Below are 18,815 nucleotides of genomic sequence, written 5' to 3' on the forward strand. Positions count from 1 at the left end.
GCCCGAGCCTGTTGTGATGCCGGTGCTGATGGAAGAGCCCGAGCCGGTCGTGATGCCGGTGCTGATGGAAGAGCCCAAGTCGGTCGTGATGCCAGCTCTGATGGATGAACCTGAGTCTGTCGTAATGTCGGCAGTGGCAGTGGCAGCGTCCGCGGTGATGCCTCTACTTGATCAGACACAGGCTGTCGCCAGTTCGATCGAGCCTCCGGCAAGAAAGCAAAACATTGCCGTAGTGGATGAGGCGGCGTTGCTGGATGCGGTTTACCAGCGCATTGTGCCGCGCATGAAAGTCGAACTGACCTTGTGGCTGCAGGATGCGATCGAGGTGCAGAGCAAGCATATGCTCGCCGGCGTGATGCAGCAGATGAAGGAAGATTACGACATGCTGTTTGGTGAGACGTTACGGGAAAGCGTACGTCAGGCCATTGCCGATATTGGCCAGAATGAACAATGCAAGGATAACAACAATGGGTAACCGCCTCTCCAAGATCATGACCCGTACCGGTGACGATGGCACTACCGGCTTGGGCGACGGCAGCCGTCTGGGTAAGGAGTCGCCGCGCATTGCCGCATTGGGTGATGTGGATGAACTTAACTGCTGCATGGGTTTGTTGCTGGCGGAGTCCTTACCCGAGCATGTGGCCGTTTTTTTAGGTGCAGTGCAGCATGATTTGTTTGATCTGGGTTCCGAGCTGGCCGTGCCAGGCTATAGCGCGCTAAAAGAGGGGCATGTAGCCAGGCTTGAGCAGTTTTTGACTGAATGCAATGCGGCGCTGCCCATGCTTAAGGAGTTCATCTTGCCCGGTGGTTCGCGTCAGGCTGCGCTGGCACATCAGGTGCGATCCGTTTGCCGGCGCGCCGAGCGCGCGCTGGTCTTGCTGGCCCGTGAAGAAGATGTATCCCAAGCTGCACGCCAGTATCTGAACCGGCTGTCCGATCTGATGTTCGTGCTGGCACGGGTCTTGAACCGCGATGCGGGTGTAGCCGATGTTTTGTGGCAGTCGCACCGTTATGGCGATGCCTGAGCGAGGCTAGGGGAATGCGCGCGCGCCACCAGCCCCGCCAGTTGCTCAATGCGCTGGCAACCTTGTTTTCCGCCGCGCCCTTGCACCGCAAAATTGCCGCTGCCTTGTTTATCCTGGTGGCGGTTTTTGTTTTATGGCAGGGGCCGGCGCCGACAGGTGAAGTGCATGGCAGCGTGACCCAGGTGGCCGATGGCGATACGCTGACGGTGCTGGATGGTGCCGGCCAGGCGCACAAGATACGTCTGGCTTTTATTGATGCGCCGGAGCGTGCCCAGGCGGGTGGCAATGCGGCACGGGATGCCTTGAAATCCTGGGTGAGCGGGCGCGAAGTCCGGGTGCTTGTGCTGGAGCAGGATCAGTATGGGCGCAGCGTAGGCCAAGTCTGGCTGGATGGGCGCGATATCAATCTGGCGCTGGTCGATAGTGGCCAGGCCTGGCATTACCTGCAATACGCCAAGGGCAGGCAAGCCGCCAGCGACTACACGCGCTACCAGATGGCGGAGAGGCAGGCGCGACAAGCGCATATCGGTTTGTGGCGGCATCAGGCCGAGCCGCCATGGCGCTGGCGCGCCCGCCAGAGAGGGGCTAATCAGGCTGGCGGCTAGGCCTCGATTAATGCTTTTGGGTTAATAAAATAAGTCTAAATAATCAAATAGACTGAATATTGACGCGTATCAAGTCGTTAATATCCCATGTGGGTCATGATTGGACGTCTTCAACGTCCGCACAGGCTTAGTATGGCAGTCACCCTATACGATGATGGCATCCATAAATGCATCGGTTTTACCGAGCTTGTTCAGGGTGAAGGCATTCAGGCTAACCAGTTTGCAATCGTCAATAACGGCGAGGGGATGTTGCTCGACCCGGGTGGCAACCTGACCTATAAGCACCTGATCGCCGAGATGGCGAGTTTCTTCCTGCCTTCGCATACCCGTTATATTTTCGCATCGCATCAGGATCCTGACATTATCGCGTCGGCTAACGGCTGGTTGCTGATTACCGATGCCCAGATCCTGATTGCCGAAGAGTGGACCCGTTTTCTGCCGCACTTCTGTGTCAAGGGCGTGACAGAAGGCCGTCTCATTGCCATCCCGCCGCGTGGCATGCGGGTCAGTCTGGGCGGTGCCAGCCTCGATATCATTCCCGCCCACTATTTACATACAGTCGGCTTTTTTCAGGTGTATGACCCGATCAGCAAGATCCTGTTTTCCGGTGACATTGGTGCGTCGCTGGTCAGTGGTGCCGATGCGGCAAGTCCGGTCGAAGACTTCGAGCGCCACTTGCAGGATGCGCATATGCAGGCTTTTCACCGCCGCTATATGAGCAATAACAAGGCCTGCCGGCTGTGGGTGCAAATGGTGCGCCAGATGGACGTCGAGTGGATTGTTCCCCAGCATGGCAGCTCGTTTCGCGGCAAGGAAATGGTCGGCCGCTTTCTTGACTGGTTCGAGACTTTGGAGTGCGGTACCGATTTGCTGACGCCATCCGATTTCCCGCCCCCATCCGTGATGGTGTGCTGATATGTCGGACTTGGCTTTGTTGCTGTCGGCGCTGGGCCTGGTGCTGCTGTTGTGGTTTGTCCGGCTATGGCAGCGCCGCTTGGCATCCGATGTGATGGTGCCGCCGCCAGTGTGCGCAGCTGTCGAGCCGGGTGTGCCACCGGTACAGGGCGATGGCGAGCAGCCTAGCGATCAGATCGATGTCCATACCGTTGAGCCATTGACCGAAGCACAGGTCTATCTTTCCTTCGGCTACACCCAGCGCGCCGCCGATACCCTGCGTGCCTGCATCGAGAGGGATGGGGCTAACCAGGAAGTACTGGAAATACTGTGCCGGCTTTATCTGGAATTAGGTGAACTGGACGGCTATTGCGACATCCTGCCGCTGCGCCAGTTAACGCCTGCAGCACTGGAAATGGCGGTGCGTGCCGGATTGGCGCTTGACCGCAATCATTTGGGGCTGAGAGTGCTGGCCGATGAGGCGCTGCAGATGGGGCCGGAGGCATTTACGGCTGTCGATATACCTGCTGACGACAAGGCAGGGCGGATGTCGTCCCCCATGCCTGCCGCCGCAGTCGCGACCACGGCAGTGCAGGCTGATGCCGACCCCGCAGGTGTGTGCCTGATTGACGGGGCGGGGGCGGTGCTGCGTTCACTGGAGCCAGATGAGACGCGGGTCATTTGCTTGTTTGTGCCGGCGCAGCGTCGTGTGCGCCTGTTGCTGGCGGCTAATGATAGTGACCATGCTTTGCCGGCGCTACGCGAAGCATTACGCGAAACACCCGGCAAACCTTCCCTATTGATCGACCTGCTGCAAGTGCATTACCAGCACCGCAATATCGATGCTTATGCATTGGCCTTGTGGCAGCTGTTTGTCGTAATGGGGGAAGCGGGGGCAAGCTTGCGTGAAAAACTGCTGCATCACGGGCTGGCCTTGGGTTACCACCCCGCGTTCGCCGAGCTGGCACAGGCTGACAGTCGCATGGTGCTCGAAGCAATAGGGCAGCGCTACGGTTTTGTCCGTAGTCGTCCGCTTGCTAAAGCGAAGCTGTGGCTGGTCGAGAAGATGGCAGACGCTGGCGAACCAATGGCTGCGAGTGTGCTGGAAGAAGCGGATGCCTACCTGACTTTCGGCCAGCTGGAGGCTGCGCTGGAGCTGCTTGAGCGCAGTATTGCCAGCACGCCGGCGCAGCTTGAGCTCTATCCGCCCTTACTGGCCTTGTATGAAAAAATGGAAGACTTGCCCGGATTGCTCGCGCTGCAACACACCTTGCTGCATGGCACACAGGCGCTGCCGGATGAAGGCGCAGTGATGATCAACACTCTTATCCGGCGCCTGCAAAGGCCTGCCGAGGTGGCCTGATAGATGATGACCACGGTCGATGCCCACACCCTGATGGTGCTGGCGCTAGGGATGGATGTACGCAAGCTGGCCATTTTGCGCATGGCTTTTCGCATGCACAAGGCGATACGGTACCAACTGTCCGAATCTGTTCATGATGTGCCGGTACTGGCCATTGTCGATGTTGACAGCCCGCAAGGCTGGGCAGTCTGGGATGGCTTTCGGGCCGCGCATCCCGCCTTGCCTGCATTGATTGTTTCCTCTTTTGCGATCACGGATGCGCCCGCGCCGGTGTTGCCTAAGCCTATCCGCGTCGAGACCCTGTTCCCCGCCTTGCAACAGTTGCTGCTGGATAAGACTGTCGTGGCAGAGCGCAGCCCGCTTGTCGCCGCGCAGGCTGAGGTTGCGCTGGCTGAAGCGCCGCGTGTTGCCGCTATTTCCCATGCAATAGCCGAGCCGGTTTCTTCCGGCACTGCCGTGCCAGCGCTCGAGATGACGGCAGCCATGCCTGCATCCGACTGCGATGGCCAGCCGGATCATCCTGTGCTTTCTGTGGCGCAAAAAACGGATACGGCACCTCAGGTATTGCCCAGGGCGGTTGCGGTATGGCCGCAGGCCATGGGCAGTTTTGACCCGAATGCCGGCTTGTATGGTGTGCTGCGCACCTTGTACCGCAAACGGCGCAGTGCTGCGGTGCTGGCTCATGGCAAGGTTGTGCTGCACTTTTATCCGGCTCAGGAAAAGTGTGAACTGCTTGCCGATCTGGCGCTATTGCTTCAGCTGTGCGCAGCGCCCAAGAGTGAGTTACGTCTGGCGGTGTTGCCGGATGGGCAGGAGAGTGCGCGACCCGATGCCCCAAGCGCACACGCGGTGCTATGGCAAGTTGCGTTATGGACCGCCCGCGGGCGCATGCCTCGCGGGCTTGACGGTAATAGCCAGCTGCGTTTACGGCACTGGCCCAACCTGACCCGGTTGGCCGCCATTCCCGATGCTATGCGCATGGCTGCTTTCTGGACGCGCACACCGGCTAGCGCATGTATGGCGCAGCGCATGTTGGGGCTGCAAGCGTCCGATCTGTGCAATTTCATTGCGGCATGCCTTGCTATTGACTTGCTTGATGCCCGTTTGTCTGCGGCCGCATGTAGCCCGCCGCCCATGGTGCAACCCTTGCCCGACGTCGCGCGTCGTGGCCTGCTTTCCCGCCTGCTCGTGCGTTTGCGCGGGGCTTAAGATCAGGAATCGATATGCGTCAACAGGATAACAAGATCATCTTTACCGGCCCTGTCGGTGCCGGCAAGACAACGGCCATTGGCAGTATCAGCGAGATTAGCCCGGTCAGTACGGATGTGCAGGCCAGTGACATGACGCTTAATCGCAAAGGCGAGACCACCATCGCGCTCGACTATGGACTGATGCAACTGGGCGATGGCGTGCGCGTGCATCTGTACGGCACGCCGGGGCAGGAGCGTTTTGACTTTATGTGGGAGATCATCAGCAAGGGGGCGATTGGTCTGATTGTCCTGATCGATAACAGCCGGCCCAATCCCAGTGGCGATCTGCAGTTCTTTCTGAACGCATTCAAGACGCTGCGTACGCATGCGCCGCTGGTGATCGGCGTGACCAAGACGGATCAGGCACCACAACCTTCCGTTGAGGTCTACGCGACCTTGCTGGAAAAATTTGGTCTGCATCCGCCGATTCTTGAGGTTGATCCGCGCAATGGCGACGAGGTTCGCCAGTTGCTGATGGCCTTGCTTTTTACCATTGATCCAGGGCTGGAGGGCTGAGATGCAAGGGAGCTACCAGTTATGCGGTCCCTACTATGCCAGAGCAACGCCGGGTGGGGCCTACTACGCCGCGACAACGACGCGTCAAGATCCGGGGCGCAATATGATGCTGCATATCCTGCGCGATGGCGCACGGGTGCCGCTGGATGGTGCCACCTTGAGTCGCTGGTTCCCGGATGATGCGCCCGAGGTGTTGGCCGAACGCCTGTACCGCCTGCAAAAACTGGAGTTCGTCGAGGCGCAGCTGACACCGCAGCCGCCGCAAGATACCCGTCTGGAAGTGCTGCTGCCGCCATGGCTAAGCCTGTTGTCGGAAAGTGGCCGCGCCTTGCTGGCTGATGATAATGGCTTGTGTTATGCCAATTCAGGGTTTGCCCACGAAACGGCCGAAGAATTGTCGGCATTGGGTGGCGACTTGATTCAGTTGACCCATCGTCACCATCGGCTGCTGCACAATAATTTACAGCTGGCGAGTCAGGCGTGGGCACTGACGGCGCCAGATGGTCAGGCTGAACTTAGCTTTCACCCCATTTTGATTGGTGAGCAGCCGTTTATGCTGGTGATCGGGGGCGCCCCCAGATTGAATTCGTCGGCACTGGTCGACCTGATCGAGGCGCTTTGCCGCCGTTATACCTGACCCAAGGAATTCCCGGAGAAAAACCCATGCGTGAACAAATGCTCAAATCGATACTCAGCGACTTGAACGGCGCCAGCGCCGATATAGAGGCTTCTGCGATTATTTCGGCCGACGGGCTGACCATGGCAGCTTTGCTGCCACAGAGTGTGGATGAGGACCGTGTCGGTGCGATGGCCGCCGCGATGCTGTCGCTGGGCGAGCGTACCGCACGCGAGCTGGCACGCGGCACGCTGGAGCAGGTGATGATCAAGGGGGAGGAGGGTTATATCTTGATGAGCTACGCCGGGCGCGACGCTGTGTTGACGGTGATTGCCCGCAAGGAAGCCAAGCTTGGCCTGATCTTCCTTGATGCCCGCCGCGCGGCAAAAAGCGTCGCTGAAATCCTGTAGCCGGCTCGCCGGTGTATGCCCTTATGGCTGGGGGGTGCTGTCTGCATGATTGATGTGAGGCAGACATCAATCATGCAGACAGCTAGGGCGCGAGTGTCGCGAGCCAGCGGGTAATGCGCTGGGCTACACTTTCCCAGCCTGCGTCCAGCATCATCATATGGGCGAGTTCCGGCAATATTTCTGCGTCTACACCCAGTCGCGTTGCACAACTGGCAACATCTGAGAGCGTGATGATTTTGTCTTGCCCTGCGCCTAGTACCAGTGCCGGCGTACCATGCAAACGGTGCTGCCACAGCGGGTTGACCAAGGTCATGTCCATAATCGCGCGCTGACTTTCCTGTTGCGAGCGCTGTGCCAGCAGCGCGACATCTTCCTCTTGTGCCGCATTCGAAAACAGTAGGGCACGTATTTCTGCCATAAAACGGTCTGCCATCGGTCCCGGGCTTGCCTGATAGCGGTTTAGCGCCAGCAGCAACTCTGGGGTGTAAGTCAGCATATTCAGGGCGGAGGCCGTCAGTCCCAGCGGGGAGACCGAGGCTAAGAATGCGGCACCAGGCAGGGTATGGCGGGTCAGGTATTGCTGCAGCACAAAGCCGCCCATGGAGTGGCCGATGACGATGGGGGCGCACTCTAGAGCGGAAATAGTGCGGGTCAGATTGTCGACATAGTCCTGAATGCTGATGGCGGCCAGATAGGATTTGCCTTCGCTGGATGCATGACCTTCCAGACTCAGCGCCAGACAGTCGTAGCCTTGGGCGTTGAACCACGGCATAAAATGGCGTTGCCAGCACCAGGCACCACTGAAAGCGCCATGGACAAATAAAAGCGGCGGCCCTTTGGGCGCGCCGCTGGCGGGGCTATGGAGCAGTTCTAGTTTTGCGGGCATTTACAGGATTTCAGTTGCATAGTCGGCCAGACGCGAGCGTTCGCCGCGCTGCAAGGTGATATGGCCGGCATAAGCCCAGCCCTTGAAACGGTCGACGACGTAAGTCAGTCCGGAACTGCCTTCGGTCAGATAAGGCGTATCTATCTGCGAAATATTGCCTAAGCATACCACCTTGGTGCCGGGGCCGGCGCGGGTAATCAGTGTTTTCATCTGCTTGGGGGTGAGGTTTTGTGCCTCGTCTATGATCAGGTATTTGTTGAGGAAGGTGCGGCCGCGCATGAAATTCAGGCTCTTGACCTTGATGCGCGAGCGGATCAGGTCGCGGGTTGCGGCGCGCCCCCAGTCGCCGCCATCGTCTTCGCTATGGCCCAGTACATCGAGGTTGTCTTCCAGTGCACCCATCCAGGGTGCCATTTTTTCTTCTTCGGTACCGGGCAAAAAGCCGATATCTTCTCCGACCGGGATGGTGACGCGGGTCATGATGATTTCGCTATAGCGTTTGTCTTCCAGCGTCTGGGCAAGACCGGCAGCCAGCGTCAGCAGGGTCTTGCCGGTGCCGGCCTGGCCCAGCAGGCTGACAAAATCGATCTCGGGGTCCATCAGCAGATTGAGCGCGAAGCTTTGTTCGCGGTTGCGCGCAGTAATGCCCCAGATATTATTCTTGCTGTGGCTGTAGTCCTTTAGTGTTTCCAGCGTGGCTTCCAGTCCTTCAAGTCGGATCACTCGCAGCAGCAAGGGTTGCTCGCCTTGCTGGAACAAGAGTTGGTTGCGGTAAAGCGCGGCCACGTCCGGGCCATTGATCTTGTAGTAGCTGCGGCCGTGCTCGGTCCATGACTGGACATCATTTCCGTTGCGCTCCCAGAAACCGGTATCGATTTCACGGCTGCCGGTGTAGAGCAGGTCGCTGTCTTCCAGCACCTTGTCGTTAAAGTAGTCTTCCGCATCCAGCGACAGTGCGCGTGCCTTGATGCGCATATTGATGTCTTTGGATACCAGAACCACCGGCCGCTCGGGGTGTAACTCCTTGAGTGCGCGCACAATGCCGAGGATCTGGTTGTCGGCTTTTCCGGTTGGCATGGATGCCGGCAAAACGCTATGGATGATCTGCGTTTGCAGTAATAAATGGCCGCTGGCTGCGCCCTTGCTGGAGCCCTGTAGCGGAATGCCCAGTTCGATCGGGCTGTCGCTGCTGCGCAGGATTTCATCGAGAAAACGACTGGTCTGGCGCGCATTGCGCGCCACTTCGGACATGCCGCTTTTGTGCATGTCCAGCTCTTCCAGCGTAATGATGGGAATGAAAACGTCGTGTTCCTGAAAGCGGAACAAGCTGGTCGGGTCATGCAGCAGCACATTGGTGTCAAGCACGAAGAGTTTACGTGTTGGCGCTTTCTTGCGTGTCGTCATGATGATGCTCCTTAACAGGATCGACCGGCTTGCCCGGCCCGGTTTACAGCCCCTTGATATAGGCGAGAACCTCGGCGGCGTGTTCTGCCACCTTGACGCCGCGCCAGCTTTTGAGAATCTGGTTGTCGGCGCCAATCACGAAAGTACTGCGCTCAATGCCTCGCACTTCTTTACCGTACATTTTCTTTTGCTTGATTACGTCAAACAAGCCGCAGGCCACTTCTTCGCTGTCCGACAGCAAGGCAAAAGGCAGACTGAACTTGGTCTTGAAGTTCTCGTGCGACTTGAGGCTGTCGCGCGAAATGCCGGCAATGTCGGCGCCTGCAGCCTGAAATTCACTATACAGGTCACGGAAGGCGGCTGCCTCGTTGCTGCAGCCTGGGGTGTTGTCTTTGGGGTAGAAATACAGCACCAGCGGCTTCTGAGCCGCGGACAGGGTAAAGCTCAGGCCGGAGGTGGCGGGCAGGGTGAAATCGGGGCAGGTTTGGCCGTCCATAAAATATCCTCTTATTGTTTGCGATGGGGTGCAGCTAATTGGCCTTGGGCGCGTGGCTCTCAAGCCTTGGTGTCAACGCTCTGGCCCAGATGGGCAGGGTTATTAAGCTGGGCCGGTGCCGGCACGCTTTGCAGCAGGGCCAACGCCCCTTGAGCCTCTATCTGTGTGGCTTTTTTCAGCATGCTGATCTGCACGCTTTGCTGCACTTGCGCCTGTTGCATTTGACTGATGGCTTCCATGACCCTCTCCCGATAGTGATGAACTATGACAGAATACACCGGTTTAATCACATCCCGTGCGGCAAGCTGATAAAATGCCCGCCATCAATCGCCCACAGGAATAACCATCATGAGTGCAACTCGCCACAGTCCGCTGCTGATTCTGGGTTCCGGCCCTGCCGGCTACACTGCTGCCGTTTACGCGGCGCGTGCCAACCTGAAGCCGGTGCTGATTACCGGCATGGCGCAAGGCGGCCAGCTGATGACGACCACCGATGTGGACAACTGGCCGGCCGATGCTGAAGGCGTGATGGGGCCGGATCTGATGCAGCGTTTCCAGCAGCATGCCGAACGCTTCGGCACCGAAATGATTTTCGACCAGATCCACACCACCTATGTGCAGGAAAAGCCTATCCGTCTGGTAGGCGATGCCGGTGAGTACACCTGCGACGCCCTGATTATCGCCACTGGCGCGTCGGCCCAGTATCTGGGTCTGCCTTCGGAAGAAGCCTTTTCCGGCAAGGGCGTATCCGCCTGCGCCACTTGCGACGGTTTCTTCTATCGCAACCAGGATGTTGCGGTAATCGGTGGCGGCAATACTGCAGTGGAAGAAGCGCTGTATCTGGCCAATATCGCACGCCATGTGACGCTGGTTCATCGCCGCGACACCTTCCGTGCCGAGAAGATTCTGGTCGACAAGCTGATGGCACGCGTCGCCGAAGGCAAGATCACGCTCAAGCTCAATGCCAATCTGGATGAAGTGCTGGGCGACGCCAGCGGCGTAACCGGTGCCCGTCTGCGTGGCAACGACGGCTCGCTGGAAGACATCAAGCTGATGGGCGTGTTTATCGCGATCGGCCACAAGCCGAACACCGATATTTTCAAGGGTCAACTCGAGATGGATGCCACCGGCTACCTGGTCACGCAGGGTGGCCGCGACGGTAACGCGACCGCCACCAGCGTAGCGGGTGTATTCGCGGCTGGCGACGTGCAGGATCATATCTACCGTCAGGCGGTGACCAGTGCCGCCTCGGGCTGCCAGGCTGCGCTGGATGCCGAGCGCTACCTTGATCAGCTGAAGTAAATCTTGAAGGCTTACAAGGCCGAGCTCAAAAAGCTCAAGCAACAGGTAAGGCCCAAGGCCTTGCCTGTTGTGCGTTCTGCGCCTGCGCCTGAAAAAAACGAAGAACCCGACTTTGCCCGGCTGTTTGCCGATGTCAAACCGCTGAAGCACGCGGCACGCGCACCCGACACCCGCCCCAAACCACCGCATTGGCCTCGTCATGGCAAGGACAATTATGGCAGCAGCGACGCGCTGGACGAACATCTGCTGCATGAGATGAGTGGCTGGTTCGAGCGCGACGAGCAGGCAGGGAGTTTTTTGGGGAATGGGCTGCCACCGGGCACGCTGAAAAAACTGCGCGGCGGGCACTGGCCGGTGGTGGCTACGCTGGATCTGCATGGCACCAACCGCTATGAGGCACATAGCCTGCTGGCGCTATTTCTGCATCGCGCCCGCGCACTGGGTAACTGTGTGCGCGTGATCCACGGCATGGGCTATGGCTCGCGCGGCACGCCGGTGCTGCCGCGCATGGTGCGCCACTGGCTGATGCACCACCCGCAAGTCCTCGCTTTTTGCACCTCCAACGCCCGTGATGGCGGCGATGGTGCGCTTCTGGTTTTGCTCAAGCGTAGCGCGGTGTCGCGCGAAGACTGACGCCTGCGTTTGCCTGAGCACGCGCAGGCGTTGGTGTTTACTCCGAGCGCCGGCGGCGTGCTTCTTCCAGCAGATAGACCTGATAGTCGTCCAGATCGCCATCGAAGTCCTGTACCCCGCCACGCGAAACCAGCCAAAACTCGTCACATACCGCGCGCAGCAAGGCGCGGTCGTGGCTGACCAGCATCACCGAACCTTCAAACTCGTTGAGCGCGACGCTGAGCGCCTCGCGGGTGGCCAGATCCAGATGGTTGGTCGGTTCATCCAGCAGCAAGAGGTTGGGGCGCTGCCAGACCAGCATGCACAGCACCAGCCGCGCTTTCTCGCCGCCGCTCATGCTGCCTACTGCCTGCTTGACCATGTCGCCACTAAAATTGAAAGTGCCGAGGAAGTTGCGCAGACCCTGCTCGCGGCAATCGGCCGCATTGGGGCGGATGGCAGCCGGAATGTCGCGCGCCAGCCGGAACATATGTTCCAGCGGGTTGTCTTCGGGGCGCAGCACGTCCAGTTCCTGCTGCGAGAAGTAACCGATATTCAACCCCTTGCCGCGGATGATTTCGCCGGAAATCGGGTTGAGTGCGCCGGCAACAGTTTTGACCAGCGTCGACTTGCCCTGGCCGTTGGCACCCAGAATGCCGATGCGCTGGCCGGCCAGTACCGAGCGGCTGACCTGCTGGACGATGGTGGTCGGCGGCGTGCCCTCGGCGCTGCCTTCTGCTGGCGGATAACCGAAGGCGGCTTCGGCGATGGTCAGCATCGGGTTGGGCAGGCTCATCGGCTCCTTGAACTCGAACTGGAAGTCGGCATCGGCCAGTACCGGTGCAATCTTTTCCATGCGCTCCAGTGCCTTGACACGGCTTTGTGCCTGCTTGGCCTTGCTGGCCTTGGCCTTGAAACGGTCGATGAACTTTTGCAGGTGCGCCATCTTTTCCTGCTGCTTGGCCTGTGCCGCCTGTTGCAGCAGCATCTGCTCGGCCCGCATGTCTTCAAATTTGCTGTAGTTGCCGCCGTAGCGCACCAGCTGGCCATGGTCGATATGCAGCGTCACATTGGTAACGGCATCGAGAAATTCACGGTCATGGCTGATCACCACCATGGTGCCGCCATAGTTCTTCAGCCAGGCTTCCAGCCAGACCAGCGCATCGAGGTCAAGGTGGTTGGTCGGTTCGTCCAGCAGCAGCAGGTCGGACGGGCACATCAGCGCACGTGCCAGTTGCAGGCGCATGCGCCAGCCGCCGGAGAAGCTGTTGACCGGCAGATCCAGTTCGGCCACCTTGAAGCCCAGCCCCAGAATCAGCGATTGCGCGCGCGCGGCGGCATCGTGTTCGCCGGCGTCATTCAGCGCCATATAGGCATGGGCCATGGCCATGCCGTCATCTCCGGCTTCGGCTTCCATGACCTCGGCGCGCGCCGCCAGCAGGACGGTATCGCCTTCGATCACGAATTCGGTCGCGCTTTGCGCGGTTTCCGGCATGTCCTGTGCTACCTGTGCCATGCGCCATTGGCTGGGAATGGAGAATTCGCCGCTGTCTTCGTGCAGCGTGCCGTTGAGCATGGCAAACAGGGAGGATTTGCCCGCGCCATTGCGCCCGACCAGACCGACTTTTTCGCCGGGGGTGAGCGTGACCGAGGTATTGTCCAACAGGACTTTAGTGCCGCGACGCAAGGCCACGTTTTTCAGAATAATCATGGAGAGTGCCGACCGGCGGGTGTTGTATGCGTTAAAAGGCGGGTATTGCTTGCGACAGCCAAAGCGGCTGCAATATTGCCACCTTGCCATGCCGGCAGGGTGGCGCGTCATCATTGTTTGTGGCAGTAACGCCGGCGTTGCACTGGCAAACCGGCATTCGCTAAAACGATGGCCGGGTTTACTTCCACACCGGCTTGGGCGGGGTGCCTTCGGATACGGTCAGGATCTCGTAGCCGGTGTCGGTGACGAGCAGGGTATGCTCCCATTGTGCCGACAGGCTTCGATCCTTGGTGACTACGGTCCAGTTGTCAGCCAGCATGCGAAGGTGGCGTTTGCCCTGGTTGATCATGGGCTCGATGGTGAAAATCATGCCGGCCTGAATTTCGACGCCGGTGCCCGGGCGACCGTAATGCAACACCTGGGGTTCTTCGTGGAATTTGGTGCCGATGCCGTGGCCGCAGAATTCCTGTACCACGCTATAACCGGCTTTTTCCGCATGCTGCTGGATGGCGTAGCCGATATCGCCCAGACGCGCACCCGGCTTGACCTTTTCTATCCCTTTCCACATGCATTCGTAAGTCACGCGGCACAGTCGGCGGGCGTGCTCGCCGACTTCGCCGACGTAATACATGCGGCTGCTGTCGCCATGGTAGCCATCTTTGATGACCGTGATGTCGAGGTTGACGATCTCGCCGTTTTTGAGCGGCTTGTCGTTGGGGATGCCGTGGCAGATAACCGGACCAACCGAGCTGCAGATAGACTTGGGATAGGGTGTGCCGCCATCAGGAGCGTAGTTGAGCGGCGCCGGAATGGTGTCTTGCACATTGACCATATAGTCGTGGCACAGGCGGTCCAGCTCTTCGGTGGTGACACCGGGTTTAACAAAGGGCGTGATGTAATCCAGCACCTCGGACGCCAGGCGTCCGGCGATACGCATTTTTTCGATGTCCTGCGGAGTCTTGATGACGATGCTCATGGCGGTGTCGCAAAGAGTGTGATAACGCGCCATGGTAACAAAAACGGGCACCCTAAGGTACCCGTTGCGTTTCAAAGTGTTAAACGATCAGAAGTTGACGCGGATGCCTACACCGAAGGCTTGTGGATCGTTGCCTGCGGCGAGTACATCTTTGCCATCCTTGTCTTTGCCAGTGTAGATAGCATTATTTTGGAAGTTGACGCTGGCTGCGCTGTTGTTGTCGATCTTGGTAGCGTAGGCGTAGGCCTGTGTCTGTTTGGACAGGTTGTAAGTGCCGCCCAGAATCCACTGCGAAGCCTTGTAGTCGTCGCTATTGGCTGCGCCCTTGAGCTTGTCAAGTGCGCCATAGGACAGGCGAACCGAGCCTGCGCCGATGTTCTGCTGTACGCCCAGAGTCCAGTCGTTCTGCTTCAGGTCGTTGCCGACTGCCTGGTCTGCGCGTGCCCATTCGTAGCCGCCGATCAGCAGGGTGTCGGCGATCTTGTAGGAGGCGGTCAGCTTGTAGAATTCTTTTTTGTCGGTACCTGTTGCCGGGTTTTTCTGCTGGTCGTAACCAGCGCCGATTTTCAGGCCTTCCCAAGTGTACTGACCAGCAACAGACCAGCGGTTGTTGCTGGTGCTGGCTTCATCGGCTGCAAAGGATGCGCCCAGAACCAGGCCGCTCAGATTGCTGGTGGTGTAGCTGATGCTATTCTTGTAGCGGGCTTCACCACGGCTGAAGATCTGGCTGGCACCTTGGTTGCCGGCGGTGGTGTTGACCATCAGGTCCTGGCCGGTATCGGTCAGGCGCTTGTAGGCGGAGTCGTATTGACCCAGCAGTACGGTGCCGAGGGTCGCGTCGGACAGGCCAACGAAGCTGTTGCGCTGCGCCCAGGTGTTACCGCCGCCGTTGTCGTACAGAGATAGCGAATTTTCAACCTGCCATACGGCTTTCAGACCGTTGCCCAGATCTTCGTTGCCCTTGAAGCCGATGCGCGAGTTGTCGGAGTTGACGCGAGTTGTGCGTCCGTACTCCGAGTTCAGAACCGGTTTTTTGTTGGCATCGACGGCTTTGCCTGTTTTGCTGGTATCCGTGCCCGTGGCCTTGGCCGAATCAACGCTGCCAGCCATGAAACCATAGATTACGACGTCGGCGTGGGCGGCTACCGGCAGGGTGAACAGGGTGGCCAGGGCGATGGCGAGGGTTTTCTTTTGCATGCTTGCAGTGCTCCGTTTCGAGAGGGCTAAATTATTCAGGCATACCGGCCGCTTCTATGGCGGCTCGTTGCGTGTGTTAATTTAGCAACGAAACATTGCATGCATGTTGCAAAATGGGTAAAAAACCACATAGGGTTAACCCTATGTGTTGTTTTTACGCCAAAAACTTGTTGGGATAGATCTCGTCAATCAGGGTGCGGCAGTCGACAATGCGCAACTGGTTGTCGCGCGCGAAGTCCATCAGGAAGGTAAAGATGGACGGGTGAATTTTTTCCAGCTTCTTGTCGATGGCGACGCAGCGTACGCCATCGAGCAGCATGGGGCGGACAAACTGGTGGTAAGCCAGTTTCTGGTCCTCGCCGAAGGAGGACATGATGCCGGACAGTCGTTCGGCCCAGTCGCTGGGGCGGAAGGTGCGGCCTTCCTCGGTAATGCCTTGGATAACGATTTCGTAGGGATTGCAGATCATGATGGCGGCGCTTGCCTTGCAGGGTGGTTGTCTCTTATATCCGGCATGCTACGCGGGTGACCGCAGCATGCCGGAGAGTTATTCCGCCATTCTATCCTAGTTTCAGATGCGCTTGAATGGGGGGAGTGAAGACAGCAGCTTTTTTCCATAGCGCTGACGGGTGATGCGGTTGTCGAGTATGGTGACCCGCCCCCAGTCCTGTTCGGTGCGGATCAGGCGTCCTACCGCCTGAATCAGCTTGATCGATGCTTCGGGTACCGTGACTTCGATAAACGGGTTGCCGCCGCGCTTTTCAATCCAGCGCGCCAGTGTTTTGCCGACCGGATCATCCGGCATGGCAAACGGCAGTTTGGCGATGATGACGTGTACGCAGGCTTCGCCTGGCAGATCCAGTCCTTCCGAGAACGAGTCCAGCCCGAAGATCACACTGGCCGTGCCGTCCTTAATGCGCTGGTAATGGTTTTCCAGCAGCCTGCTTTTGGGTAGTTCGCCCTGTACCTGTACCGTGGCGCGCAAGGTGTCGGGCAGGGCGCTGGCGACTTCCTGCATCTGGCGGCGCGAAGAAAACAGCACCAGCGTGCCGACTGCCTGGGTTTCGTCTATCAGCTTGGGTAGCCAGTCGGCGATTTCGCGCGTATGTGCCGCCGGATCTTTGGGGCTGGCCGACAGTGGCGGCAGATAGAGTTCGCCTTGTTCGCTGAAATTGAACGGCGAATCCAGTGCGATGCAGCTCACTTCAGGCAGCCACTTCAGGCCGGTTTGCGACAGCAATAGATCAAACTCGCCCAGGGAGCGCAAGGTCGCCGAGGTCAATAGCGCTGCGGCGGCGCGGCGCCATAGCGTAGCGGCCAGGCTGGCGGCAGCGCTGACCGGCGAGGCGCAGAACTGGTAGTCGCCCTTGCCGTCGAGCTTGCGCGACACCCACTTGGCAATCGGTGGCGCATTCTCGTCGCTTTCCTTTTCGAACAAATCCCATACCGCGTTGAGCTGCTCGCTACGCGCAACAATAAAGCCCAGATCGGTTGAAGCCTTGTCCAGTGCGGGCGCTTCTTGCGGTTTGTCGCGCCGCACTTCGGCCAGTGCGTCGCTCATGCCGGAAATGTGCTTGTACAGCATGCGGGCCGCCAGTGCCATATTGCCGGCCGGCTGCTTCAGATGCTCGGGCAGGCAGCCGTCTTCCAATAGCCAGGTCGGCTCGGGGTTGCCGTCCGAGGCCGACAGAGCAGGCTCGCCGCCCAAGAGCCACAGCCATTCGGTCAGTGTCTCCATGCAGGCCGCTGCCGCTTCGATCGCGCCATTGCATAGCTCGGGCTTGGCAATATGGGTCTCGATACGCGCCGATAGTGCGGCGACTTTTTCCAGCCAGCCCATGGCTTGCGCCAGACTGTGTTCGGCGGCAAATTGATTGACCGCTTTTTTGGCCAGATGGTGCGCTTCGTCTATGCAGTAAAAACTGTCGTCCGGTGCCGGCAAAATCACGCCGCCGCCCATGGCGATGTCGGCCAGCATCAGGTCGTGGTTGGCTACCACGACATCGACGTTTTCCAGTGTGTCGCGGGCCAGGTAGAACGGACATTCTGCACGGTTGGGGCAACTGGTTTTGAGGCAGCCGTGCCTATCGTTGGTGACGCGAAACCACAGGTTGTCGTCGATGATGGTCGGCCAGCTGTCACGGTCGCCATTCCACTGGCGCTGATGAAAGGCCGAAGACAGGATGTTGAGCGTGTCCAGCTCCGCCTGTTCCGGTTTTTTGTCCCATAGCGCCAACGCAGGGTCGGGCGCAAACAGCGCATCCTGTGCGTGTTCGGCCGTCAGGCCATATAGCCGGTACGGGCACAGGTAGCGGCCACGCCCCTTGGCCAGCGCAAAAGTGAGCGGCAGCCCGCTGTTCTCGATGACAAAAGGCAGATCACGGTTAACCAGTTGCTCCTGCAGGGCAATGGTGGCACTGGTGACCACCAATTTTTTGCCGCGCATCTTCGCCATGACGCCGCCGGCCAGCAAATAGGCCAGACTCTTGCCGACACCGGTCGGCCCTTCGACCACGACGATGCTTTCCCCTTTGCGCTCCGGCAACTCCCCGTCTTCTATGCTTTTGCTACGCGAGAAAGCGTTGGCAATTTCAGCCAGCATACGGCGCTGGGCAGCGCGTGGACGGAATCCGGGCAGGTTGTCGGACAAGGTTTTGTAGTGGTCGCGGATCGCGTCTTTTTCGGCATCGGTAAGCATGGCGCGATTGTAACGTATGGGGGCTATGTGCGGTCGCAAAATGACGGCGCCCCCACAACTGGATACGATAGCCAAACGGCATTGATTGTCACAATAATGAAGCTGGACGAGATGGTGCGGTTGCTGCCGCCTACGTTCGCAGGAGAACCAGAATGAATCCTGTAAGTCGCGTGTTGATCGTCAGTCACGATGCGGTGCTGGCCCGCGCCATGAGCAAGGGGCTGCAACTGGCCGCACAGACGCTTCCCAACCTTTTTGGCCTGTGTTTTTCCACGGCGGCGTCGCCACAAAATGCGCTGGCGGATATTGCCGCAGATGGCGAGCTGCAGATGGTGCTGGTTGACCGTTATTTGCAGAGCGGCGGCTCCTATGGTGATGTGGTGGCGCTGCTTAATGCGATCGGCGAGTACCGCCCGGAGTTGTCGTGTTATGTCTTGCTGGGGGACGAGGACGAAAAGCTGCAGATAGACGAGCTGGCCAGTCATGCGCTGAGCGGCTATTTCTATCGGGACGAGGCGGATTATCCGGGGTGGTTTCGCATTCTGAGTGCCGAGCTTGCCGAGAAGTCGGCAACGCCTTTTTACGACGCTTTACGGCGCTATGTTTCCATGGCCAAGGATTCCTGGCATACGCCGGGCCACTGTGGCGGCGAGTCCTTGCGCGGCAGTCCGTGGGTCGGAGATTTTCACGAGTTTGTCGGCGAGAACATGCTGCGTGCCGATTTGTCGGTGTCGGTGCCCATGCTGGACTCGCTGATGCACCCGACCGGGGTGATTGCCGAAGCGCAAGCGCTGGCGGCCAAGGCGTTTGGTGCGCGCGAAACCTATTTCGCCACCAATGGCACGTCGACTTCG

Annotated in this window: 18 protein-coding genes and 3 pseudogenes; 12 read left to right on the forward strand and 9 right to left on the reverse strand. The window is 58.9% G+C overall.

Features of this window, described 5'->3' with window-relative positions; genetic code table 11:
* The 9 genes and pseudogenes from EGI20_RS10970 to EGI20_RS11010 all read left to right on the forward strand — a co-directional run.
* A pseudogene (locus tag EGI20_RS10970) lies at positions 1-475 on the forward strand (hypothetical protein); the annotation flags it as partial.
* Complete coding sequence (locus EGI20_RS10975; protein WP_498631490.1) at positions 468-1,025, forward strand: cob(I)yrinic acid a,c-diamide adenosyltransferase; 558 nt, start codon at positions 468-470, stop codon at positions 1,023-1,025. The pseudogene EGI20_RS10970 and the gene EGI20_RS10975, both read left to right, overlap by 8 nt.
* A 14-nt stretch (positions 1,026-1,039) precedes the next feature.
* A complete protein-coding gene (locus EGI20_RS10980; protein ID WP_498631491.1) occupies positions 1,040-1,630 on the forward strand; it encodes a thermonuclease family protein in 591 nt (196 codons plus the stop codon).
* A 132-nt stretch (positions 1,631-1,762) separates the two neighbouring features.
* Positions 1,763-2,545: an oxygen-binding di-iron domain-containing protein gene (locus EGI20_RS10985; protein ID WP_498631492.1), complete on the forward strand. Its 783-nt coding sequence runs from the start codon at positions 1,763-1,765 to the stop codon at positions 2,543-2,545.
* A gap of 1 nt (position 2,546) precedes the next feature.
* On the forward strand, positions 2,547-3,887 hold the full coding sequence (locus EGI20_RS10990) for a tetratricopeptide repeat protein (RefSeq protein WP_498631493.1): 1,341 nt from the start codon (positions 2,547-2,549) through the stop codon (positions 3,885-3,887).
* A 3-nt stretch (positions 3,888-3,890) separates the two neighbouring features.
* Positions 3,891-5,096 carry a hypothetical protein gene (locus EGI20_RS10995; RefSeq protein ID WP_498631494.1) on the forward strand — a complete coding sequence of 402 codons (1,206 nt, stop codon included), beginning with the start codon at positions 3,891-3,893 and terminating at the stop codon, positions 5,094-5,096.
* Between the two features lie 14 nt (positions 5,097-5,110).
* A complete protein-coding gene (locus EGI20_RS11000; RefSeq protein ID WP_160797627.1) occupies positions 5,111-5,653 on the forward strand; it encodes a GTP-binding protein in 543 nt (180 codons plus the stop codon).
* A 1-nt stretch (position 5,654) separates the two neighbouring features.
* Complete coding sequence (locus tag EGI20_RS11005) at positions 5,655-6,290, forward strand: roadblock/LC7 domain-containing protein (RefSeq protein ID WP_124736154.1); 636 nt, start codon at positions 5,655-5,657, stop codon at positions 6,288-6,290.
* A gap of 26 nt (positions 6,291-6,316) precedes the next feature.
* Complete coding sequence (locus tag EGI20_RS11010) at positions 6,317-6,679, forward strand: roadblock/LC7 domain-containing protein (protein WP_124736155.1); 363 nt, start codon at positions 6,317-6,319, stop codon at positions 6,677-6,679.
* Positions 6,680-6,761: 82 nt separating this feature from the next.
* On the opposite strand, the gene EGI20_RS11015 is transcribed toward EGI20_RS11010, so the two are convergent.
* From EGI20_RS11015 to EGI20_RS11030, 4 genes are read right to left on the reverse strand one after another with little or no spacing between them, the layout of a single operon-like run.
* The gene (locus EGI20_RS11015; RefSeq protein ID WP_498631495.1) at positions 6,762-7,565 is read right to left on the reverse strand and encodes an alpha/beta hydrolase; all 804 of its coding nucleotides are present in this window, start codon (positions 7,563-7,565) and stop codon (positions 6,762-6,764) included.
* Positions 7,566-8,969: a PhoH family protein gene (locus EGI20_RS11020; RefSeq protein WP_498631496.1), complete on the reverse strand. Its 1,404-nt coding sequence runs from the start codon at positions 8,967-8,969 to the stop codon at positions 7,566-7,568. It abuts the gene before it with no gap.
* A gap of 43 nt (positions 8,970-9,012) precedes the next feature.
* Positions 9,013-9,465 carry a peroxiredoxin gene (locus EGI20_RS11025; protein ID WP_498631497.1) on the reverse strand — a complete coding sequence of 151 codons (453 nt, stop codon included), beginning with the start codon at positions 9,463-9,465 and terminating at the stop codon, positions 9,013-9,015.
* Positions 9,466-9,524: 59 nt separating this feature from the next.
* Positions 9,525-9,704, reverse strand: coding sequence for a putative motility protein (locus EGI20_RS11030; RefSeq protein WP_498631498.1), 180 nt, complete (start codon positions 9,702-9,704; stop codon positions 9,525-9,527).
* Between the two features lie 109 nt (positions 9,705-9,813).
* On the opposite strand from EGI20_RS11030, the gene trxB reads away from it, so the two are divergent.
* Both trxB and EGI20_RS11040 read left to right on the forward strand, forming a co-directional pair.
* Positions 9,814-10,767, forward strand: coding sequence for a thioredoxin-disulfide reductase (gene trxB, locus EGI20_RS11035; protein ID WP_124736160.1), 954 nt, complete (start codon positions 9,814-9,816; stop codon positions 10,765-10,767).
* A gap of 3 nt (positions 10,768-10,770) precedes the next feature.
* Positions 10,771-11,400: a Smr/MutS family protein gene (locus EGI20_RS11040; protein WP_498631499.1), complete on the forward strand. Its 630-nt coding sequence runs from the start codon at positions 10,771-10,773 to the stop codon at positions 11,398-11,400.
* A 37-nt stretch (positions 11,401-11,437) separates the two neighbouring features.
* Here EGI20_RS11040 and EGI20_RS11045 read toward each other — a convergent pair whose 3' ends face one another.
* From EGI20_RS11045 to dinG, 5 genes and pseudogenes are all read right to left on the reverse strand, one after another.
* Positions 11,438-13,090, reverse strand: coding sequence for an ABC-F family ATP-binding cassette domain-containing protein (locus EGI20_RS11045; RefSeq protein ID WP_498631500.1), 1,653 nt, complete (start codon positions 13,088-13,090; stop codon positions 11,438-11,440).
* Positions 13,091-13,268: 178 nt separating this feature from the next.
* Positions 13,269-14,066, reverse strand: a complete 798-nt coding sequence (gene map, locus EGI20_RS11050; RefSeq protein WP_498631501.1) for a type I methionyl aminopeptidase — start codon at positions 14,064-14,066, stop codon at positions 13,269-13,271.
* Positions 14,067-14,153: 87 nt separating this feature from the next.
* On the reverse strand, positions 14,154-15,263 hold the full coding sequence (locus EGI20_RS11055; RefSeq protein WP_498631502.1) for a porin: 1,110 nt from the start codon (positions 15,261-15,263) through the stop codon (positions 14,154-14,156).
* Positions 15,264-15,444: 181 nt separating this feature from the next.
* Positions 15,445-15,735, reverse strand: a pseudogene (locus EGI20_RS11060) (DUF3579 domain-containing protein); the annotation flags it as partial.
* 99 nt (positions 15,736-15,834) lie between these two features.
* A complete protein-coding gene (gene dinG / locus EGI20_RS11065) occupies positions 15,835-17,961 on the reverse strand; it encodes an ATP-dependent DNA helicase DinG (protein WP_498631503.1) in 2,127 nt (708 codons plus the stop codon).
* Between the two features lie 152 nt (positions 17,962-18,113).
* On the opposite strand from dinG, the pseudogene EGI20_RS11070 reads away from it, so the two are divergent.
* A pseudogene (locus tag EGI20_RS11070) lies at positions 18,114-18,815 on the forward strand (ornithine decarboxylase); the annotation flags it as partial.

The organism is Aquitalea sp. S1-19, assembly GCF_024343515.1.